General features: G+C 66.3%; 20 protein-coding genes and 3 tRNA genes. 15 read left to right on the top strand and 8 right to left on the bottom strand.

Annotated features, from left to right (window positions below; all coding sequences use genetic code 11):
- Positions 1-11: 11 nt before the first annotated feature.
- Together HII28_RS09365 and HII28_RS09360 are read right to left on the bottom strand one after the other, a co-directional pair.
- A complete protein-coding gene (locus tag HII28_RS09365; RefSeq protein WP_170025158.1) occupies positions 12-863 on the bottom strand; it encodes an ABC transporter permease in 852 nt (283 codons plus the stop codon).
- Between the two features lie 70 nt (positions 864-933).
- Positions 934-1,947, bottom strand: a complete 1,014-nt coding sequence (locus HII28_RS09360; RefSeq protein ID WP_170025157.1) for an aldo/keto reductase — start codon at positions 1,945-1,947, stop codon at positions 934-936.
- Positions 1,948-2,141: 194 nt separating this feature from the next.
- On the opposite strand from HII28_RS09360, the gene HII28_RS09355 reads away from it, so the two are divergent.
- The 3 genes from HII28_RS09355 to HII28_RS09345 all read left to right on the top strand — a co-directional run bounded on the left by HII28_RS09355 (position 2,142) and on the right by HII28_RS09345 (position 5,692).
- Positions 2,142-3,554: an LLM class flavin-dependent oxidoreductase gene (locus HII28_RS09355; RefSeq protein ID WP_170025156.1), complete on the top strand. Its 1,413-nt coding sequence runs from the start codon at positions 2,142-2,144 to the stop codon at positions 3,552-3,554.
- Positions 3,555-3,615: 61 nt separating this feature from the next.
- Positions 3,616-5,085, top strand: a complete 1,470-nt coding sequence (locus HII28_RS09350; protein WP_170025155.1) for an NtaA/DmoA family FMN-dependent monooxygenase — start codon at positions 3,616-3,618, stop codon at positions 5,083-5,085.
- 106 nt (positions 5,086-5,191) lie between these two features.
- Positions 5,192-5,692, top strand: a complete 501-nt coding sequence (locus tag HII28_RS09345) for a flavin reductase family protein (RefSeq protein WP_240977288.1) — start codon at positions 5,192-5,194, stop codon at positions 5,690-5,692.
- Positions 5,693-6,226: 534 nt separating this feature from the next.
- On the opposite strand, the gene HII28_RS09340 is transcribed toward HII28_RS09345, so the two are convergent.
- The 3 genes from HII28_RS09340 to HII28_RS09330 all read right to left on the bottom strand — a co-directional run bounded on the left by HII28_RS09340 (position 6,227) and on the right by HII28_RS09330 (position 6,553).
- Positions 6,227-6,302: transfer RNA gene (locus HII28_RS09340), tRNA-Phe, on the bottom strand.
- A gap of 61 nt (positions 6,303-6,363) precedes the next feature.
- Positions 6,364-6,437: transfer RNA gene (locus HII28_RS09335), tRNA-Asp, on the bottom strand.
- A gap of 43 nt (positions 6,438-6,480) precedes the next feature.
- Positions 6,481-6,553 (bottom strand) — tRNA-Glu (locus HII28_RS09330).
- 219 nt (positions 6,554-6,772) lie between these two features.
- Here HII28_RS09330 and HII28_RS09325 point away from each other — a divergent pair.
- Together HII28_RS09325 and HII28_RS09320 are read left to right on the top strand one after the other, a co-directional pair.
- Complete coding sequence (locus tag HII28_RS09325; RefSeq protein ID WP_170025154.1) at positions 6,773-8,044, top strand: M23 family metallopeptidase; 1,272 nt, start codon at positions 6,773-6,775, stop codon at positions 8,042-8,044.
- Positions 8,045-8,063: 19 nt separating this feature from the next.
- Entirely contained in the window at positions 8,064-9,536 is a 1,473-nt protein-coding gene (locus HII28_RS09320; protein WP_240977286.1) for an NlpC/P60 family protein, read from the top strand.
- Positions 9,537-9,593: 57 nt separating this feature from the next.
- Here HII28_RS09320 and bla read toward each other — a convergent pair whose 3' ends face one another.
- Together bla and ppa are read right to left on the bottom strand one after the other, a co-directional pair.
- Entirely contained in the window at positions 9,594-10,541 is a 948-nt protein-coding gene (gene bla / locus HII28_RS09315) for a class A beta-lactamase (protein ID WP_170025153.1), read from the bottom strand.
- A gap of 20 nt (positions 10,542-10,561) precedes the next feature.
- Positions 10,562-11,053 carry an inorganic diphosphatase gene (gene ppa / locus HII28_RS09310; protein WP_170025152.1) on the bottom strand — a complete coding sequence of 164 codons (492 nt, stop codon included), beginning with the start codon at positions 11,051-11,053 and terminating at the stop codon, positions 10,562-10,564.
- Positions 11,054-11,287: 234 nt separating this feature from the next.
- On the opposite strand from ppa, the gene tilS reads away from it, so the two are divergent.
- The 10 genes from tilS (at position 11,288) to HII28_RS09260 (ending at position 19,322) form a co-directional block, all read left to right on the top strand.
- Positions 11,288-12,328 carry a tRNA lysidine(34) synthetase TilS gene (tilS, locus tag HII28_RS09305; protein ID WP_170025151.1) on the top strand — a complete coding sequence of 347 codons (1,041 nt, stop codon included), beginning with the start codon at positions 11,288-11,290 and terminating at the stop codon, positions 12,326-12,328.
- Between the two features lie 109 nt (positions 12,329-12,437).
- The gene (hpt, locus tag HII28_RS09300) at positions 12,438-12,992 is read left to right on the top strand and encodes a hypoxanthine phosphoribosyltransferase (protein ID WP_170025150.1); all 555 of its coding nucleotides are present in this window, start codon (positions 12,438-12,440) and stop codon (positions 12,990-12,992) included.
- Between the two features lie 294 nt (positions 12,993-13,286).
- Positions 13,287-15,290: an ATP-dependent zinc metalloprotease FtsH gene (gene ftsH, locus HII28_RS09295; RefSeq protein ID WP_170025149.1), complete on the top strand. Its 2,004-nt coding sequence runs from the start codon at positions 13,287-13,289 to the stop codon at positions 15,288-15,290.
- Between the two features lie 18 nt (positions 15,291-15,308).
- Positions 15,309-15,881 carry a GTP cyclohydrolase I FolE gene (gene folE / locus HII28_RS09290; RefSeq protein WP_170025148.1) on the top strand — a complete coding sequence of 191 codons (573 nt, stop codon included), beginning with the start codon at positions 15,309-15,311 and terminating at the stop codon, positions 15,879-15,881.
- Positions 15,878-16,729, top strand: coding sequence for a dihydropteroate synthase (gene folP, locus HII28_RS09285; protein WP_346769250.1), 852 nt, complete (start codon positions 15,878-15,880; stop codon positions 16,727-16,729). The genes folE and folP overlap by 4 nt, the downstream gene beginning before the upstream one ends.
- Positions 16,726-17,196, top strand: a complete 471-nt coding sequence (folB, locus tag HII28_RS09280; RefSeq protein WP_170025147.1) for a dihydroneopterin aldolase — start codon at positions 16,726-16,728, stop codon at positions 17,194-17,196. Before folP ends, folB begins: the two co-directional genes overlap by 4 nt.
- Complete coding sequence (folK, locus tag HII28_RS09275; protein WP_170025146.1) at positions 17,193-17,804, top strand: 2-amino-4-hydroxy-6-hydroxymethyldihydropteridine diphosphokinase; 612 nt, start codon at positions 17,193-17,195, stop codon at positions 17,802-17,804. The genes folB and folK overlap by 4 nt, the downstream gene beginning before the upstream one ends.
- Positions 17,801-18,280: a DUF3180 domain-containing protein gene (locus HII28_RS09270; RefSeq protein ID WP_170025145.1), complete on the top strand. Its 480-nt coding sequence runs from the start codon at positions 17,801-17,803 to the stop codon at positions 18,278-18,280. The genes folK and HII28_RS09270 overlap by 4 nt, the downstream gene beginning before the upstream one ends.
- 67 nt (positions 18,281-18,347) lie before the next feature.
- Positions 18,348-18,854, top strand: a complete 507-nt coding sequence (locus tag HII28_RS09265) for a helix-turn-helix transcriptional regulator (RefSeq protein WP_170025144.1) — start codon at positions 18,348-18,350, stop codon at positions 18,852-18,854.
- A gap of 63 nt (positions 18,855-18,917) precedes the next feature.
- On the top strand, positions 18,918-19,322 hold the full coding sequence (locus HII28_RS09260; protein WP_170025143.1) for a VOC family protein: 405 nt from the start codon (positions 18,918-18,920) through the stop codon (positions 19,320-19,322).
- Between the two features lie 171 nt (positions 19,323-19,493).
- Here HII28_RS09260 and HII28_RS09255 read toward each other — a convergent pair whose 3' ends face one another.
- Complete coding sequence (locus HII28_RS09255) at positions 19,494-21,032, bottom strand: MFS transporter (RefSeq protein ID WP_170025142.1); 1,539 nt, start codon at positions 21,030-21,032, stop codon at positions 19,494-19,496.
- Between the last annotated feature and the right edge of the window lie 279 nt (positions 21,033-21,311).

Raw genomic sequence — 21,311 nt, 5'->3', positions numbered from 1 at the left:
CGCCGCCGCCGTCACTGGTGCTTCCACTTGAGGAGCACTGTTCGCTCGAGCAGGTTGACGGCCGCGATGAGCAGCACGGAGACGATCGTGATGACGAGCACCAGTCCGAAGATCGACGGTGTGTCATAGAGGCCAAACGCCCGGTTGAGCAGGTTTCCGAGACCCGCCTTGGAGGCGACGATCTCGGCGAAGAGCGCGGCGACGAGTGCCGTGCCGGTCTCCACGCGCACGGCCGCCATGATCGAAGCTGCAGCCGACGGGAGGATCACCTTGGTCACCACTTGGCCACGGCTCGCGCCGAATGCGCGTGCCACCTTCACGTGGCTTTCTTGCACCTGGCGGATGCCCGCGATGGTGTTGTAGACGAATAGGAAGTAGCCGAAGAGGAAGACGATGACCACCTTGTGCAGCACGCCGATGCCGAAGTACAGCGTGAGCAGCGGGATGATCGTCACCTTCGGCACGGCCATCGCCGCTGCGACGAACGGGTTCAGGAATCGGTTTGCCGACAGCGATAGACCCATCCAGAGGCCGGTCGACACGCCGAGCACGAAGGCTGCAGCGACACCGGCGATGGCCTCCCCGAGCGTGACGAGCAGGTTGCCGAAGAGGTTCTGCTCAACGACGAGATTCGGTAGGTTCGCGATCACCTGGCTGGGCGATGCGAGGTAGATGGGGTCGACCGTTCCGCTGTCCACGAGCCACTCCACGACGCTGAGAATGACCACGACGAGTGCCACCTGGCCGATCAGGATGGCCGTCGTGCGTCGCGTCAGCCGAAAGCGCCTGCTGTCGGAACGGGTTCGTGCCACACGTGGGGCGTCGAACTGCGGCAGGGCTGCCGCCGTCTGGTCGATTGCCATGGCCGTCTCCTTCGTTGCTGTGATGGGGATGCTCGTCGTTGTCGTGCGGGATCGCGCGAAGAGCCGTCGCTCAGTCGGCGGTGACCTTGCCCGGCCCGCCGGAGAGATCGCCCTCGAAGAGGCTGCGCAGCTCCGCCTCCTCATCGACGGTCGGTCGCCATTTGGCCGCGGCATGGTTGGCACGTACCTGCTCCGGGCCGGTAACTCCGGCGATGACGGTGGAGACGGTCGGCTGCGCGAGAAGCCAGCCAAGAGCGACGGATGCCGGCGACACCCCGCGTGCATCGGCGAACGCGACGAAGCGCTCGAGCGCATCCCACGGGGCCTCCTTCAGCAGGTGACGCTTCAGGTTCGTGATCTTGGCGCCCTCCGGTGCCGAATCCCGCGAGTATTTGCCGGTGAGCAGACCGTTCTGCAGAGGGAAATAGGGGATGAAGCCCGCGCCGATGTGCTGCAGCGCAGGGATCAACTCCTGCTCGGGGCGCCGCCAGAGCAAGTTGTACTCGTCGGTCGTCGACGCGAAGCGCGACCAACCGTTCGCCCGTGCTGTGTGGTCGGCGTCGACAAGCGTCCAGGCCGGAAAATTGGAGGCCCCGACGTAACGCACCTTGCCGGCAGTCACCAGATCGGAGAGAGCGGACAGCGTCTCCTCGATCGGCGTGAGCGGATCGGGGAAGTGGATCTGGTACAGGTCGATGTAGTCGGTGCCGAGCCGGCGCAGGGCATGCTCCGTGGCACGCACGATGTATTTGCGTGAACCGCCGGTCGCGAACGACGGACCGAGCGCGCCGCCGAGCGCGCCGCCAAACTTGGTTCCGATGACGACCTCGTCGCGCCGTCCCCGCAGCGCAGTGGCGAAGAGTTCCTCGCTGAGTCCTGGCCTGTCGCCGTAAAGCTCGGCGAGGTCGAAGTACGTCACACCCAGCTCGAGTGCTGCATCCACGATGCCGTTAACCTGCTTGGCCGATGTCGCCTTCATACCCGAGCGGCCGAACGTGCTGGCGCCGATGCCGAGCTCCGAGACCACGAGACCGGTAGAACCGAGCGTGCGATAGCCGGAAGGAAGGATGCCGCTGGGGGCCATGGGTGCTCCGAGACGTGTCAGGCGGATGAGGTGAACGCCGGTCAGCGTATGGAGGTTCTTGTATCAATGGCCAGCAACGTTACGGAATGTGCATGGGCATGACCGTAGATTTCGCACGACAACGCAGTACAACTTGCACGTTATCTAGCCTGTCAAGGCAATGACACTCACCGGTATGACAGGAAGGCCGACAGATGGCTGCAGAGCGCAAGAGACTCAGAATCGGGCTTGCCGCATACGGCACGGGCTGGGACCAGGATGCGTGGCGCCTACCCGAGTCCAACAACCGTGGCCTCACTGACCCAAGCGTCATCTCGGATCTCGCCATCACCGCTGAACGCGGCAAGCTCGACTACCTGTTCGCCGGAAGTTCGCTCGCGTCGGAGCCCGACGTGCTGAACCGCGTCTTCCGCTGGGACAGTGCGGTTTTCGCCGGCCACGCGGCCGCGCGCACCGATCACGTCGGATTCCTGCTCACCTACAACTCGTCGTTCGAGCATCCGTTCCACGTCGCGCGTCAACTGGCCACTCTCGACCGCTTCAGCGAGGGGCGTACTGCCATCAACGTTGTGTTCGGCATCGATCGTCAGGGTGGGCCGGTCGAGAACTTTGAGGGGTACCCGCTGCCCGACCAGGAGTCGAAGTATCGGCGAGCCGCAGAGTTCACTGAAGCCCTCTACGCGCTGCTGCACAACAGTTGGGACAACGACCTCTTGTTGGACAACAAGGCGGACGGCATTCTGATCAGGCCCGGGTCCTGGCATCCGATCGACTACGAAGGCGAGTTCTTCCGGGTGCGAGGGCCGCTGAATGTGCCACCGCCAGTGCAGCGACACATTCCGAACGTGCACGTCGGGACTTCTCCGGAGTCGCTGGAGTACGGAGCGAAGTACGCGCAGGCCAGGTTCTCGCCCTACTTCGGACTGGAGGCCGGTAAGAAGCACTACGCGGAGCACAAGGCCCGTGTCGCGGCGGCGGGCGGCGATCCGGATGCCTTCCTCATTCTTCCCGGCGTCACGTTCTACCTTGGCGGTACGGTCCAGGAGGCCCGGGCAAAGTATCGCCAGATCCTGAACTATCAACGTGAGGTCGAGCTGCCGCTCGTGCTCGCCCAATCACTCGGGATCACCGCTGACCGCTTTGCCGCCGATGTCCCGTTGGCTGTCGCGCTCGGCGCGGAGGGAATTGATCCCGACCGTCTCGTTGCACTTCTGGACAACGGGGATGTCGCTGCCGAGGACCCGACCGTCAACGGCTACCCGACACAGCCGTCGAGGCAGAGGCGCCACTCCAACGTCGATGTTGTGCGAGACGTACTCGCTGCCCTTGGCGACGACGAGCACTTAACGGTGCGGGACTTCTTCGCCGCGATGCAGAAGCGGCAGGCGGGACAGGGCCGATACGTCGGCGACGCGATCGGTTTCGCTGACTGGTTGGAGGAGCACCTCGAAGAGGAGGTCCTCGACGGCGTGCAACTCTTCCCGCCGTACCATCGCGGCCCGGCCGACTTCTTCGTCGACCATGTCGTGCCCGAACTTCAGCGTCGGGGCATCTTCCGCACCGAATACGAGTCGACTCGTCTGGAAGACAACCTCGGCCTGAGCTGACCGTCGGAGCGCGTGAGAGAAGCCTCCGAACATGCATGCAGAGACACGAAACGAGAGACGCATGAACGCAAAAGCAGAGCGACAGCTCCACCTGGGCTACATGTATTGGGTGAACGGCACCCACTGGGGCGGATGGCGGTTGCCGAACGCTCCAGCCGACGGCGCATTCGACTTCGAGTACGCGCTGCGAGCAGCCAAAACGGTGGAGCAGGCCAAGTTCGACTTCTTCTTCCTAGGCGACACGCTGCCGGGTGACATCGTGCGCGAGCAGTGGCGCACGACGCACAACACGGGCCGGCTCGAGCCGTTCACACTCGCGTCGCAGCTCGCGTTGCAAACAAAGGACATCGGGCTGGTGGTGACGGCACATCCCACCTATTACGACCCGTACATCCTGGCCAGGCTGAGCGCATCGCTCGACCACCTTTCGAACGGGCGGGTGGCCTGGAACGTGGTGCTAGGAGCCTCCGACGTTGCTGCCCGCAACTTCAGCCTGCCAGACCTCGGCGGAGAGAGCCGCTACGAACGAGCTGACGAGTTCATCGGGCTGGTCAAGCGGCTGTGGGACAGCATCGAAGACGACGCTTACATCCAAGACAAGGAGAGCGGCCATTTCGTCGACGACGGCAAGATCCATCGGCTGAACTGGCGGGGCAAGCATTTCAGTGTGGAGGGTACGCTGCCGCTGCGCCGGCCACCGCAGGGGCACCCGCCTCTCCTTTACGCAGGAGCATCCGAGCTCTCGCGGCAGCTCACCGCGAAGCACGGCGATATCAACTTCACGGGTCCGAAGACGATCGCCGAGTCCATCGCGTTCAACGAGGATGTCCGCGCCCGTGTCGCCGAGGCCGGCCGCGACCCTCAGGCAGTCTTCTTCCTCCCGGGCATCACGCCCATCATCGGGGACACCAGGGATGCCGCCATCGCCTTCTACGACGAGCTGAACTCCTACCTGCCCCTCGACGACGACATCGTCTGGGGCGGTCGCGACGCCGCCTACTGGGCGGAGTTCGCCGCGGGACCGGCCGGTCGCGCCCCGTTGGAGTACGGAACGCGAAACCTGGGATCACTCTCCGCCAAGATCGGCGTGGACCTTACGTCGCTTCAGCTTGAATCGGATCTGCCAGAGCGACTCGCCGACGAGTTCGACGGCTACGGCAGGCATCTGCTTGACCTCGTCTTCGAGCGCACCGGGCGTACCGTCGCCGGCCTCAGGGCAGCAAAGGTAAAAGACCTGCTCTATTCGGCCATCATCGACGGGTTCCCGGTTGTCGTAGGCACGGCGAGTGCGATCGCCGACGAGCTCGAAGAGTGGTTCAGCACAGGGGCGGCCGACGGTTTCAACGTGCAGTCGCCCGGGCTCTGGGACCAGCTGGACCGGTTCACAAATCAAGTGGTGCCCGAACTGCAGCGCCGTGGAATCTATCGGCGAACATATGAGAGCCACACCTTCCGGGATCACTTCGGGCTAGCCAGGCCTGCCGGGTACTTCGATACAACCAAGAGCCTTTCGCGAGTGGCCGGAGTCTAGAAGTGGCCGTAGGGCGATGGCGGCACTTCCGTGCATTTAACCAATGCACATTCGCGTTCTTCGACGTCGGGCGGGACCAATCCACGTGCGTCACGAAGAGACGACCATGAGCATGGCGGTCGGTTTCGTCAGCGACCCGAAACGAATGCGCGCGGCCTTCGAAGGCTTTCCCTCTGGCATAGCGGCTATTGCGGCGATCCAGTCGGGCGTGCCACTGGTTATGGTCGCCTCGTCGTTCTCGGTTGGCGTTTCTCACGAACCACCGATGGTCTCCTTCGCTGTGCAACGCACTTCGACCACCTGGCCGGTGCTTGCTGGAGCGCCGGTGATCGGTGTTTCGATCCTGGGCGAGCGCCATGTCGGCATCATCAGGCAGCTCGCGTCACGCGACCGTCTTCACAGGCTGACGGGCGTGGGTCATACGGTGACGGAGTCCGGCGCTTTGTTCATGGACGATGCCCCGATCTGGCTCGAGTGCTCTGTCGAGCATGCCTACCCAGCCGGGGACCACGACATCATCGTGTTGAAGGTGCATGCGATCACAGCGGATGAGAGTGGCAATCCCTTGGTGTGGCACAGGCACGTTCTGAAAATCGTTTCGAACTGAAGGCACTGTGAGTGACGACGCCGCTGTTCGGACCCGAACACCAAACTCGCTGTCTGATCGCTCCTAGGGATTCTGTTGCGAGGGAGTCTGCCCCCGCAGGAGCCAACAGCGCTTTTGGGCGCGACCGGGTTTACGCCGAGTCGCGGCGGCAGGTGGTGTCTGGAGGGCTGAATGCGGGCTGGGCGCGGTCGGCGATTACGCGATCGCGCCCCGCATTGTGTCGGCTCCTTTGCGCGAAGGACCCGACTTTCTCAAGGCTGACTCCTCACGACCTACGACACACCGCTGCGTCCCCCGCAGCGTCAACGGGAGTAAACGTGAAGTCGGTGCAACAAATGTTCAGGCGCGCCCCGCAACGATGACACTCGACGTCTACGCCGACCACTTCGACCATCACCGTGACGCCGTTGCAGTCGAGATGAACGCTGGTGCGTATCACTCAGGTGTAGTCAAAGTGTAGTCAAACGACTCCAAGGGACTCCCGAGGCAGAGACAAAAAAGCCCCCGATTCCCAGTGGGATCGGGGGTTTTACTTGGTGGCTCCGACCGGCATCGATCCGGTGACCTTTCGATTTTCAGTCGAACGCTCTACCAACTGAGCTACAGAGCCATGGCATCCGAAAGACGCCTACTGGAAAAGAAGCCCTCCACGAAGGAGGGCTTCTCCAGAGCGACCCTGACGGGACTTGAACCCGCGACCTCCGCCGTGACAGGGCGGCACGCTAACCAACTGCGCTACAGGGCCATATGGTGTGTTCAGTTTTATGTTTCGGAAGACAATCATAGCGTGACCCCAACGGGATTCGAACCCGTGCTACCGCCGTGAAAGGGCGGCGTCCTAGGCCACTAAACGATGGGGCCGTCCACGCTCACGGCGCTGACTTCCGAGGGTTTAGCTTAGATGACCCCTCGGCGATTGCCAAACCGAGCGGATGCGGCCGCGCACCCCGGGCGAGTCGCCCTCCGCACGTCGATTCCCGCCACCCCCGAGAATGTGCCGAACCCCCGTCACCCCAGGGGTACAGTCGCTCAAGCACACCGCCCGACGGACACTCCGCGACCCACCCGAGGACGAGCGCCATGACGCCAGACGAAAGCACGCGACGACGCGCGCTCTTTCGAGGAGTGTCGCGCGCGTCCGCTGTCGGTGCTCTCAGCCGGATTCTGGTCGGTGTCATCGCTGTCGTGCTGGTGGGCGGCGTCGCCGCTCCAGCTCATGCTGACGACTACCCGAGCTGGGCCGACGTGCAGGCAGCGAAGGCCAACGAGGCCGCGGCGCAGGCCGAGGTCACGAAGATCCAGGGCCTGATCGCGGGCCTGCAGGCGCAGGTCGGGCAGACCCAGGCCGCATCCGTCGCTGCCGGCAACGAGTTCAACCTGGCCCAGCAGAGGTTCGACGCGGCCGACGTGAAGTCGCAGACGATGCAGGCTCAGGCATCCGAACTGACGAAGAAGGCGGATGCCGCGACCACCCAGGCTGGACGCCTCGTCGCGGAGCTCTACCGCACCGGCGGGGGCGACCTGTCGGCCAACATCTTCTTGAGCGGATCGAAGGATCCGAAGGATGCCGCCAAGCTGCTCGACCACCTCGGATCCGCCTCCAAGCTCGTCGAAAACACGAGCGGCGTGTACCAGCAGGCTGCGCAGGCGCGGAACACGGCCAAATCCATGAGCGACCAGGCAACGGCCGCGTTCCACGAGCGCGAGCAGTTGCGATCCGCAGCGGATGCCGCGCTGAAGAAGGCCATCGCCGCAGCACAGGCCGCGCAAGCGGCGTTGGCGGCGCAGCAGGCGCAGTCCGTCATCCTCGAGGCGCAGCTCAAGGCGCTGCAGGACACGACGACCGCGACCGTCGCCGGTTACCAGGCCGGCGTCGAAGCGCGCCGCAAGGCGGAAGAGGCCGCCGCGGCGGCGGCACGACAGGGTGGACACGTCGGACCACAGGGCTGGGCGGTACCGGCGAGCGGTCCGATCACCGACTACTTCGGATACCGAGTCGCGCCCTGTTCCGGCTGTACGACCTACCACGAAGGCGTGGACATCGGGGCGGGTTGCAACAACACGATCTACGCCGCTCACGACGGTGTCGTCACGTGGGCGGGTCCGAACGGCGGGTACGGGAACTTCGTCCTGTTGGACAACGGAAATGGCATTTCCACCGGATACGGACATATCGTGTCAGGAGGCATCATGGTGAGCATCGGCGAGAACGTCGGTGCGGGGGAGCCGATCGCGAGGGTGGGCTCAACCGGGAACTCGACAGGATGTCACCTGCACTTCGAGGTGCGGAACGACGGGAGCGCCATCAATCCGATCCCGTTCATGGCTGATCGGGGAGCCCCGCTCGGCTGAAAATATCGCGGGGGGCGATATGGCAACCGAATCGCCGAACGAGAGCGCGCGGGCGGAAGAACGTCTGCGCCGTGAGAACGACATCCTGCAGGCACAGCGCCGCCAGCGGGCACGTACCTCTGCGTGGGGTCCTGCCGGGCATCCCATTGCAGATCCACCCATCGAAGACGATGGGGGCGAGCATCCGCAGCACCGCACGTCCGGCTTCGGGCTCGGATCGCTGTCCCTTGGCGCCGCCGCAGTGGGTGTGATGACCGGTGCCATCGGCATCGCTGTGCCGCCCGCGCACGCCGACGACTATCCGAACTGGAACGACGTGCAGCAGGCCAAGCGGAACGTCGCGGACCAGCAGGCGCTCGTCGACAAGATCACCGGCCTGATCGGCGATCTGCAGAAGCAGGCGGATGCCGCAAGCGTTCAGGCGGACCTCGCCGCGGAGGCGTACCTCGTCACCAAGGGCAAGCTCGACGACGCCACGGCCAAGTCCGACGACCTGCAGAAGGAGTCCAAGGCGGCGGAGAAGACGGCGAAGGCGTCCGCTCTGCGGGCGGGGCTGCTGGCATCCCATCTGGCGAAGTCCGGCGGCGACTCCTCGGTGAACCTGTTCCTCTCCGGTGGCGACGCCGACGCATCCGATCAGTTGCTCGACCAGCTCAGTGCGATGAGCCAGCTGACGGAGCAATCCGCAACGATCTACCGCCAGGCACTCAGTGACAAGAACGCCGCAGCGTCGATCGCCGACCAGGCGACAGCAGCCGAAAAGGCGAGGAAACAGCTCGCGGATGCCGCGGCCACCGCCTTGCAGAAGGCGAAGGATGCCGCAACAGCGGCTCGTGCGGCTCTGGCGACCCAGCAGACGAAGCAGGCCGAACTCGTCACCCAGCTGGCGTCGCTGCAGAACACGTCCGAACAGGTGGCGCAGCAGTACGCCGTCGGTGTGGCGGCGAAGGCCGCGGAGGACGCCGCGAAGTCGGCTCCGCCACCGCCGCCACCCGCTCAGGCGGCGGGTGGCTCGCCAGGGTCGGCAGGCGGCTCGTCGGGCGGTACCTCGTCCGGTGGATCGGGCGGCGGCGGAGGTTCTGCACCCTCGGGGGGTGGCGGATCGGTCGGAGCGCCCAACAGCAGTGCGGTCGAGACGGCGATCGCCTATGCGACGGCGCACATCGGAGCGCCGTACGATCTCGGCGGCGCGGGACCCGTCTACTACGACTGCTCCGGCCTCGTCATGGCGGCCTACGGTGCGGCCGGGATCTACGTCGGCTCGCACAGCGTTTCCGACCAGTTCTACACGGCGCAGTCGCGCGGTCAGGTGGTTCCGCTGAGCCAGCGCCAACGTGGCGACATCATCTTCTGGTACGACGGCGGCTTCTACCATGACGCCATCTACCTAGGGGGCAACCAGATCATCGCCGCACGGGACTATGGAGAGCCGTTGGCGATCGAGAGTCTGTGGGGATCTCCCTATCCGTACGTGGCGAGGCCGTCCGCCTGAGGCGCGTCCCGCTCGATCCGCGGCGCGGCGACGAGCCGTGTCATGTGCCGCAGCGGATCATCCGTTCGGCAGGGCACCGACGACCGCACGTGTGACGGTGGCGATGAGGTCGTCGTCGGAGGCGGCATCCGCTGTGCTTCTGGTGGTGTAGATCGCCAGCACGATCGGTCGGGCGTCGGGCGGATAGAGCACCGCGATGTCGTTCCGCGAACCGTAACCCCCGTTGCCGGTCTTGTCCGCGACCCGCCAGCCGGATGGGACCCCCGCGCGGATGAAGGAATCCCCTGTGGTGTTCGCCAGCATCGTGTCGACCAGGGTCTGCCGGCGGGAGCTCGAGAGCCGATCACCGATGAGCAGCGCCTTCGCATTCGCCGCCATCTGTGCCGGCGTCGACGAGTCGCGAGCATCGCCCGGCAGCGCCGAATTGAGGTCCGGCTCGATCCGGTCGAGGTTCGTGACGGAGTCGCCCCAGGAGCGCAGCCGATCCTGGGCGGCGGCAGGCCCGCCGAGCTGGTCGTACAGGAGATTCGCGGCCGTGTTGTCGCTGTACTGCAGAGCCGCTGCGATGAGGGCGGAGAGTGTCATCCCCGTCTGCACATGCTGCGACGTGATCGGCGAGTAGGACTGCAGCTCGGAGCCGTCGTAGGGGATGACCGTAGCGAGGCGCGCGTCGTCGGCCTCCTTCAGCAGCATGCCAGACGTGAGCAGCTTGGCGGTGGAGTCGAGCGCGAAGCGTTCGTCGGCTCGGTATCCGAACGAGATGCGAGTGCCGGTGTCGATCAGTTGCACGCCTACCCGCGCGCCGTAGTGAGACTCGATGCCTTTCAGCTCGGCATCCAGCGCCGCGGCGTCGATGGAAGGTACGGGCGTCGCGCCGGTCGCGGTGTGCGCAGACGAGTGCGTGGGCGGCGGCGCGTCCTGGGCCGCGGAGCATCCCGAGAGCAGAGCGAGAGCAGCGCTCGCCGCGATGGCGGCGAGCGCTGCTCTACTCGGTCTCCGCGCCACCAGGGGCGCTACGGGCGGTCTCAGTGACCCTGCTCGGCGAGGCGGGCGATGGCCTCCTGCACGAGCCGGTCGGCGTCTGCCGCGTTGCCCCAGGCGTCCACCTTGACCCACTTGCCGGGCTCGAGGTCCTTGTAGTGCTCGAAGAAGTGCTGGATCTCCTTCTTCGTGTACTCGGCGATATCGTCGACGTCCTGGATGTGCGACCAGCGCGGATCCTTGTACTGCACGGCGATGATCTTGTCGTCGCCGCCTGCCTCGTCGCTCATGTGGAGCACGCCGACCGGGCGCACCTTCACGCCGACACCGGGGAACAGCGGGTAGTCCAGCAGCACGAGCACGTCGAGCGGATCGCCGTCTTCACCGAGCGTGTTCTCGAAGAATCCGTAGTCGGTCGGGTAGCTGAAGTTCGTGTACAGCACGCGGTCCAGGAACACCCGTCCGGTCTCGTGGTCGACTTCGTACTTGTTGCGGCTTCCGCGCGGAATCTCGATGATCGCGTCGTAGTCGGCCATGGGTGCTCCAGTTCATTCGGTGGATGTGCGGGATGGCTGATGGGATGTCCGAAGCGGCCGGACACACGCGTCACCGCCGCAGACATGCGCATCCAATCTACCCGTGGGCACTGGGCACCCCGCCCACGCGCTTCTCCGGATGCCGTCACCGTGAATGCCCGGACAACATCCGCTCGGCCGGTGCCCGGCGTCGCCCGAGGTACGGAAGCGCACGGCAGGCCGTAGCGTGGAGACGTGACCGATGCTGAACGTCGCCCGCGGCTGACACCGCCGATCGCGGACATCCGGCGCGCTGTGCGGGAAGGTCTGGCATCCGCGGGAGTCGCAGAGGGTGACCTCGTGCTGGTGGGGCTCTCCGGGGGTCCGGACTCGCTCGCGCTCGCGGCCGGTGCTGCTTTCGAGGGGCCGAGAGCCGGCATCCGGGTGGGCGCCGTCATCGTGGACCACGGGCTGCAGGATGCGTCCGCCGAGACCGCGGACCGCGCGCGTGCGCAGGCGGTCGCCCTCGGCCTGGCCCCCGCGGTCGTCAAGCGGGTTCGTGTCGCTCAGGGGGTCGACGGCGGGGGTCCGGAGAACGCCGCCAGGGATGCGCGATACGCCGCGTTCGCCGAGGCGCTGACCGAGACCGGTGCGACGCGGGTGCTGATCGCCCACACGCTCGACGATCAGGCAGAGACCGTTCTGCTCGGGCTTGCCCGCGGGTCCGGCGCCGCCAGCCTTCAGGGGATGGCGAGTGAGGCCGGATCTGTGCTGAGGCCCCTACTGGGCATCCGGCGCGCGACGACGCGGCAGGCGTGCCTGGATGCCGGACTCGATCCGTGGGACGACCCGCACAATCTCGACCCCTCTTATACGCGCGTGCGCGTGCGACGGAACGTTCTGCCTGCGCTGGAGCGTGAGCTCGGTCCGGGTGTTGCCGAAGCGCTCGCGCGCACAGCTGAACAGCTCCGCGAGGATGCCGAGGCGTTCGACGAGATGATCGAGGAGGTCATCGAGGACATCTGCGCGCCGGCCGAGGCCGGCATCGCCGTGTCGGTCGGTGCGCTGGAGGCCAATCCGCCTGCGCTGCGCAACCGCATCATCCGTTATGTCGTGTCGAGCGAATTCGGCGTCGCGCTGGAGCGCGTTCATGTGCTCGCCGTGGCCAGGTTGGTGACCGACTGGCACGGGCAGAAGGCGCTCGACCTGCCAGGTGGGATCAGCGCGTCACGATCCGGTGGTCACGTCGTCTTCTCCACGACAGGGTCGACGACGGTGCTGCCCCACGAGCACTGAGCGCGTCCGGCGGCATCGTTCCGCTGTCCGGCCGAGCGCGAGGAGCGCCGCGGCGTGGGCCGGAAATGACCTTGGGTCCCGGCTCCAGCGCGCATGCGAGGATGGACGCATGCTGCCAGAAGACATCGAAGGCGACCTCACGACGGTTCTCGTCACGGAGGAGCAGATCCAGACTCGGCTCGCCGAGATGGCAGCGGAGATCGACTCGGATTACGCAGGCAAGGACGTCTTGCTCGTCGGCGTGCTCAAGGGCGCCGTGATGGTGATGGCGGATCTGGCGCGGGCGCTCAGCATCCCGATCAACATGGACTGGATGGCCGTGAGCTCGTACGGCGCGAGCACGAAGTCCAGCGGTGTGGTGCGGATCCTGAAAGACCTCGATGCGGCGCTCGCCGGACGGCACGTGCTCATCGTCGAGGACATCATCGACTCGGGCGTGACCCTCTCGTGGCTGCGCGAGAACCTGCTTTCGCGCGGACCGGCATCCGTCGAGATCTGCGCACTGCTGCGCAAGCCGGCCGCCGCCAAGGTGGAGGTCGATGTGAAGTACGTCGGATTCGAGATCCCGAACGACTTCGTTGTCGGCTACGGGCTGGACTTCGCCGAGCGCTACCGCAACCTGCGGTCGGTCGGCATCCTCGCTCCGCACGTGTACGAGAGCTGACCGTCCGCTCCTCGCGGATACTGTCGGGCGCGGGGTCCGGTCGCGGTCTTCCACGCGGTGGACGAGGGGGTGGCCGTCGACTCCGACGGCGTGCGTGCCGCAGGCAGGACGCAGGTCGCACCGAGGCGGACGTGGGCCGCTCCTGGAGTCGGCGGCGTGCACGTCGCCGGACTCGTTTCGTCGCGAGGCCGACAGCGGTGCGCAGGGCAGTGACCGGCGCACAGGAAGCACAGTGCACGCCGAGGGCGAACACGCAGACGGCCTCCAGGAGCGTGGCGGTACCCTGACTTCACCATGAACCTGAAAAAGATCTTCCGTGGCCCCATCCTGTGGATCGTGCTCGCGGTCATCATCGTGTGGATCGGCTCGAGCCTGATCACGATGTCGGGCTTCAAGCAGATCAAGACGGAACAGGGTCTTGAGCTTCTGAAGGACGGCAAGGTCTCGTCGGCTGTCATCGTGGACACCGACCAGCGCGTCGACCTCTCGCTCAAGGAGGCCGACGGAAGCAACGGCACGCAGGTGCAGTTCTACTACGTGGCTCCTCGCGGTGCCGAGGTGGTCAAGGCCGTCACGGACGCCAATCTTCCCAAGGGCTACGACGATCAGGTTCCGCAGCCCAGCTGGTGGCTCTCCGCTTTGAGCATCCTGCTCCCGGTCATCCTGATCGGCGCCTTCTTCTGGCTCATGCTCTCCGGCATGCAGGGTGGTGGCAACAAGGTCATGCAGTTCGGCAAGTCGCGCGCCAAGCTCGTCTCCAAGGAGAGCCCGAAGGTCACGTTCGACGACGTCGCAGGTAGCGACGAGGCCATCGAGGAGCTGCAGGAGATCAAGGACTTCCTGAAGGAGCCGGCCAAGTTCCAGGCGGTCGGTGCGCGCATCCCCAAGGGTGTGCTGCTGTACGGCCCTCCCGGAACCGGTAAGACGCTGCTCGCTCGCGCAGTCGCGGGCGAGGCGGGCGTGCCGTTCTACTCCATCTCGGGTTCCGACTTCGTCGAGATGTTCGTCGGCGTCGGCGCAAGCCGCGTTCGCGACCTGTTCGACCAGGCCAAGCAGAACGCTCCGGCCATCATCTTCGTCGACGAGATCGACGCAGTCGGCCGTCACCGTGGCGCGGGCCTCGGCGGAGGACACGACGAGCGCGAGCAGACGCTGAACCAGCTGCTCGTGGAGATGGACGGATTCGACGTCAAGACCAACGTCATCCTCATCGCCGCCACCAACCGCCCCGACATCCTCGACCCGGCGCTGCTGCGTCCCGGTCGTTTCGACCGCCAGATCGGCGTTGACGCGCCCGACCTGCTCGGTCGCAAGAAGATCCTCGAGGTGCACGGACGCGGCAAGCCGCTGGCTGCAGGCGTCGACCTCGAGGTCGTCGCTCGCAAGACCCCGGGATTCACGGGTGCCGACCTGGCCAACGTGCTCAACGAGGCCGCGCTGCTCACCGCGCGTTCCAACGCCCAGCTGATCGACAACCGTGCCCTCGACGAGGCCATCGACCGTGTGATCGCCGGTCCGCAGCGCCGCACCCGCGTGATGAAGGACCAGGAGAAGCTCATCACGGCGTACCACGAGGGTGGTCACGCGCTTGCCGCCGCTGCTATGCGCCACACCGACCCGGTGACGAAGATCACGATCCTGCCGCGCGGCCGGGCACTCGGCTACACGATGGTGCTGCCGCTCGAGGACAAGTACTCCGTCACGCGCAACGAGCTGCTCGACCAGCTCGCGTACGCCATGGGTGGGCGCGTGGCCGAAGAGGTCGTCTTCAAGGACCCGACCACCGGCGCCTCCAACGACATCGAGAAGGCCACCGGCATCGCACGGAAGATGGTGACCGAGTACGGCATGAGCTCGGACATCGGATCCGTCAAGCTCGGCCAGTCCTCCGGCGAGATGTTCCTCGGTCGCGACATGGGTCACCAGCGCGACTACTCGGAGAACATCGCGGAGAAGGTCGACTCCGAGGTCCGCACGCTGATCGAGAAGGCCCACGACGAGGCCTGGCAGGTCATCAACGACAACCGCGACATCCTCGACACCCTGGCGCGCGAGCTCCTCGAGAAGGAGACGCTCGACCACCACCAGATCGCCGAGATCTTCAAGAACGTGAAGAAGCTCCCGGAGCGTCCGGAATGGGTGTCGGCCGACAACCGCGTGTCCCCCGGGATCCCGCCGATCGCCTTCCCCGAGCCGGCCACCGCGCCCATCGACGAGGGTGTCGTCGACGGCGACATCGACTCGACTCCCACCCCGAAGCGTTCGCGCCAGATCAACCCGCGCCCGGCCACCGCGTAGCCCCGGCACAATAGCTGTATGGCTATCGACCGCGCACGTGTGGAAGCGGCCGTCGCCGACATCCTCGCCGCTATCGGCGAGGATGTCGCGCGTCCGGGGCTCGCGCAGACTCCGTCGCGCGTTGCCGACTCCTACGAGGAGTTCTTCGGCGGGCTCGGTCTGGATCCGGCGGAGCCGTTGCGCGACACCGTTCCGCTCGGAGACAGCGACGCCGAGACGGTGCTGCTGCGCGACATCCACTTCCGCTCGATGTGCGAGCACCACCTGCTGCCGTTCACCGGTGTCGCCCACCTGGCGTACCTTCCGCGCGAGCGCGTGGTGGGTCTTGGCCGTCTGCCCAAGGTGGTGGAGATCCTCGCTGCACGGCCGCAGGTGCAGGAACGGCTGACCGAGGAGATCGCCGACACGTTCGTCGAGGGCCTCGATCCGCGTGGCGTTCTCGTGGTGCTCGACGCGAGGCACGCGTGCGTGACGACGCGCGGCACCCGCCAGACGGATGCCTCGACAGTCACGATCGCGAGCCGCGGCGAGCTCAGCGACCCGGTCGTGCGAGCCGAGCTCATCGCCCTCATCGGCAGGGGCTTGCAGTGAGTTTCGCAGGCCAGACGACCCTCATCATGGGCGTGCTCAACGTGACGCCGGATTCGTTCAGCGACGGCGGGCGGTGGGCATCCACCGATGCCGCGATCGCACATGGCCTCGAGCTCGCCGCGCAGGGCGCGCACATCGTGGACGTCGGCGGTGAGTCCACCCGTCCGGGCGCTGAGCGCGTGCCCGTTCCTGCTGAGCTGGAGCGCGTGCTGCCGGTGGTGCGGGAACTGGCGGGGCGCGGCATCCGCGTGAGCATCGACACGATGAACAGCGAGACTGCCAGAGCAGCCGTCGACGCGGGAGCGCAGCTCGTCAACGACGTCTCCGGCGGTCTGGCCGACCCGGCGATGGGACCCCTGGTCGCCGACCGTGGCGTCGACTACGTCGTGATGCACTGGCGTGGACACAGCCGAACGATGAACGACCTGGCCCACTACACGGATGCCGCGCGCGAGATCCGCGAGGAGCTCTTCCGTCGTGTCGACGCGCTCGAAGCCGATGGCGTGGCGCCGGAACGGATCATCGTCGACCCTGGGCTGGGCTTCGCGAAGACGTCGGATCACAACTGGGATGTGCTGCGGCACCTGCGCGACTTCGAGACCGCCGGCCTGCCGGTGCTGCTCGGAGCCTCGCGCAAGCGGTTCTTGTCCGACCTGATGTGGGACGGAGCGACACCGCAGGACCGCGACCTGCCGAGCGCGGTCGTCGCTGCGCTCGCCGCCAGGGAAGGCGTGTGGGGCGTGCGCGTGCACGATGTGGTGTCCACCAGGATCGCGCTGGACGTCGTGCGGCATTGGGACGGCGGATCCGCCGCGATGGGTACGGAAAGCGGGAGGGGCATCCGATGAACGCCGATCGCATCACGCTGAGCGGGCTGCGGGTGCACGCCCACCACGGGGTGTTCGACTTCGAGCGCGAGCAGGGTCAGGACTTCGTCATCGACGTCGTCGCGTGGCTCGACCTGGCTCCCGCCGCGCGCGGCGACGAGCTCGCGGCCACCGTGCACTACGGGGAGCTGGCGGAGGCCGTCGCGGAGGCCGTGGCATCCGATCCCGTCGACCTCATCGAAACGGTGGCGGAGCGGGTGGCACGGGTCGCGTTGTCGTTCCCTGTCGAGCACGTCGAGGTGACGGTGCACAAGCCGAGCGCACCCATCTCCGTGCCATTCGATGACGTGGCCGTCACCGTGGTGAGGGACCGCGCATGGGCCGATGGCACGACCGCGCCGGCCGGCGCGCTCGGACGCTCCGATGCGACGACCCAGCCGGACGAGACGCCGGGCGAGATGCCGTCCGGTCAGGAGCAGGCGCTATGAGCCCGGTCGCACCGAAACCGCAGCGGATGCGGCCCCTCGAGCCCGCCGTTGTCGCGTTCGGCAGCAACCTCGGCGACCGTGAGGCCACGATCCGAGCGGCGCTCGACGACCTCGCGTCCACTCCGGGCGTGCGGCTGGACGCCGTCTCGTCCCTGCACGAGACCGCGGCGCTGAGGCTGGACGGCGTCGACCAGGACGCCCCGCGCTACCTCAACGGCATCGCGCTCATCTCCGCGGCGCTGGATCCGCACGCGCTCCTCGACGAGCTGCACCGCATCGAGGATGCCAACGGGCGCGTGCGCGTAGAGCGCTGGGGCGACCGCACGCTCGACCTCGACCTCATCGCGATGGGCGGCAGGTACGTGGACGACGAGACGCTCGTGCTGCCGCATCCGCGCGCCGCAGAGCGCGAGTTCGTGCTCGCACCGTGGCTGGACGTCGACCCGGATGCCGAGCTGCCGGGGCTGGGACGGGTGGACGTGCTGCTGGAGCGAGTGCGGGCATCCGCATCTGCCGATTCCGGAACCGGACCCGGGGCCGGGGCTGAAGCCGTAGGTCGATCCTCGGATGCCGAGCCGGACGGCTCGGGCGAGGGGAGCCGGTCGTGAGACGCACCGCAGCGGCCGCCCTGATCGCGCTCGGCATCGTCGGCATCGCCGTCGGATACCTGCTCGAGGTGCTGCTCGTGGCGGCGGGGACGTCGATGTTGATCCCGCCGGTGTCGCTGTCGATCACGTTGGTGGCGATCGGCGTGATCGTTGTGCTGCTGGCCATTCCGATCCGGCGTGCGGTGCGCAGCAAGGTGAAGGTGCACGTGGATCCGTTCCGGGCCATGCGCATCGCCGTGCTCGCGAAGGCGTGCAGCCTCGTCGGGGCGCTGCTCACCGGCACGGGCATCGGCGTCGTCGTCTACGTGTTGACTCGTCCGGTGCCGGCCGGGTCGGACGCGATCTGGCTGGCCGTCGTCGCGGCGGTGAGTGCGATCATCCTGCTGGTCGGCGGCCTCGTGGCCGAGTTCTTCTGCACGCTGCCGCCTCCTGGAGACGAACAGGACGAGCAGACGGACCACGTGCACGCCCGCTGATGACCACAGCCCCGAGCAGGCCGCCGCGACCGGCGCTGCTCGCAGTGGTGTCTGTCAGACTGGTGCGATGGGCGTCGACCTGAACGAACTGCGCCGACTGCGCAGGGCGCGGGACCGCATGGACCGCGAGTTCGCGCAGCCGCTCGACGTGCCCGCGCTGGCCGCGACAGCGCTGATGTCGCCCGCCCACTTCAGCAGAAGGTTCAGGGACGTCTACTCGGAGACGCCGTACTCGTACCTCATGACCCGTCGCATCGAACGCGCGATGGCGTTGCTGCGCCGTGGCGATCTGAGCGTGACGGATGTCTGCAGCGCCGTCGGCTGTACGAGCCTCGGCTCGTTCTCGTCCCGGTTCACGGAGCTCGTCGGCGAGTCGCCTTCGGCCTATCGCGATCGCGACCATGAGGCGCTGGATTCGTTCGCATCCTGTCAGGCCATGGTGCTGACGCGGCATCGCAAGGGCGAAGGGCGAGCGCACCTCGACGAACGCGGCCTGGAGCTGGGTGGCGAGGCGGAGTCCGTGACGGCACCGGTCGCTGCGTCGGAGCCTCTGTCGGCGTCGGCATCCGGCTGACGCATCCTGAAGCGAGCAGTTTCCGAGAAGCGTCGCATCCGTGGCCGCCCTAGCGTGGGAGCCATGACAGTAGCAATCAGTGGCGTGCACGTTCTGGTCGACGACCCGAAGAGCGCCCTTTCCTTCTACCGCGACATCCTCGGGCTCACCGTGAAGAACGAGGTCAACCAGGGAGACTTCACCTGGATCACGCTGACCACGGCATCCCAGCCGGAGATCGAGATCGTGCTGGAGCAGCCCCACGCCGGACGCTCGCAGGAGGACGGCGACGCTGTCGCAACCCTGCTGGCGAAGGGGGAGCTGCAGATGCTCCAGCTGCGCACGGACGACCTTGCGACGACATTCGACAGGCTGGCAGCAGAACCGGGCGTCGAGGTGCTGCAGGAGCCGACGGACCAGTTCTGGGGCGTGCGGGACGCCGCGGTGCGCGACCCCAGCGGCAACATGATCCGGATCGCGCAGTCCTGAGGGCAAGGACGGCAGCTCGGAGGTTCGAACGACGATTCGGCTGCACGAACCAGCCGATCGGACCCCGAGACTCGGACCGAGCCGCCGCGCCCGAGACGAAGAAGCGGCGGTCGCCATGCAGGCGACCGCCGCTTCCGGCTCCCTCATACGGATGATGAGGAACCGATCGGACTATGCCACTCCGTCGGCGACCACCTCGGCGACCGGCTCCTCGACGGTCTTGTTGCGGAACTTCTGCGTCTTGTGCAGCACCGTGAACACGAGCATGAGCACGCCGAAGATGACCAGGGTCCAGTACGTGTTCTCGTACGAGGTGACGGTCGGGATCTGCGTCGGGATCGTTCCGCCCTTGCCGTCGGGGATCGGGACGGTGATGGCGAACGCGTACAGGATGGCGGTGAAGATCGGGGCGGCGAGCGACCCGATCGTCGCGACGATGGTCGAGGACGCCGCCGAGAAGTGCGCACCCTCCGTGTTCTTCGCCGCGTGCAGCACTGCAGCGTTGGCTGCCGTGCTGCCCAGCGCGTAGGCGATGCCCCAGATTCCCATGCCGACCGCGTTCGCCCAGACCTGGTCGTGCAGAAGTGCCATGAGCGTGAAGGCGACGATGGTGCAGATGCTCGCGATCGCGAACGTGGTCTTCACACCGATCTTCGTGATGATGCGGCCGACGGTGAAGCCGCCGATCAGGATGAAGAACGCCGTCGGCATCAGGAACAGCGATGTCTGCAGGACGATGAGTCCCCAGCCGTATCCGAGAGGGCCGGCGAGTGCAGGCACCTTGGAGAACGGCTCAGGGTTGAACTCGCCGTACATCGTGACGGCCAGGTTGGAGATGACCGCCACCATGCCGAACAGGCCGCCGAGGATGAACGCGGGGACCGTGTATCGGCGGAACGTGCGCCGCAGGTCGATCATCGGATCCTTGACGTTCAACTCGACGACGACCCAGAGGATCATCACGACGAAGCCGCCGATGAGCACGAGTAGGCCGGTTCCACCCCAGCTCTCGGCGAAACCGATGCCGATGGCGATGAGCGTGAGACCGACGACCAGGGTGATGGCGCCCAGCAGGTCGACCCGTTGGCGTGTCGTGGTGCGGTAGTCGGGCACGATCACCAGGCCGACCAGGAACGTGAGCAGGCCGACGGCGGCCATGACCCAGAACACGGTGCTGACGTGGCCGCCGATCTGCAGGATGAATCCGCCGAGCAGGAACGAGAACACCACGCTGATGCCGACGGCGGCAGTGACGACGGCGAGCGCGCGGTTGGTGCTGTGCTCGGTGTCCGCCTTCTCACGCACCAGGGCGAGGGCGATCGGCATGGCGGCGCTGAAGCCGATGATGCCGCGTCCGATCAGCAGGAGCGTGAATCCGGGTGCGAGGGCGCAGATGGCGTTGCCCACGGCGACGAGTGCGACGCCGATCAGGAGGAAGAGCCGCAGGCTGATGCGTTCGGCCAACCGGGTGAGCACGGGCAGGAATCCGGCGCCCACCAGACCGAGGATCGCCAGCACGAGGCTGGCCTGCGACGGACTGAGCCCGTATTCCTTCTCCATGGTGCTCGTCAGCGGGATCAGCGCGAGCGCCTGAGCGTCGCCGACGAACACGATCATCGCGGCGACGATGGCGACCGCGTTGACTGGCTTGATGCGAAGTGACGCCAGGCGCCGGTCGACGCCGGCGGAGGCGAGAGTGGTTGTAGTCATTCCTATCCTTGGCTATACGGGGATTGCAAAGGCAGGCGTTCGGCTGGGCGCCATTGCCCTGAATCGATCGTTATTCGGATGAACCCCCGGACGACTTTGTCTCGGGTCCCACTTCATTTCGAATGCAGTCGGGTTCGGTTTATGGGTACCTTACAGACGGCCATACCGCTTGTATAGGGAATTTGTGTTATTCATCGAAGCATTATTTCGGCCGCGACATTGCATGCCGAATTGCGCAGGATCAATCGGAAAAGCAGGCATTTCCGGACGAAATAGCGA

The sequence above is a fragment of the Planctomonas sp. JC2975 genome (assembly GCF_012985205.1).
Classification (GTDB): domain Bacteria; phylum Actinomycetota; class Actinomycetes; order Actinomycetales; family Microbacteriaceae; genus Humibacter.
Note: the sequence above shows the minus strand (reverse complement) of the source record. Positions and strands in the feature narration are given on the sequence as shown.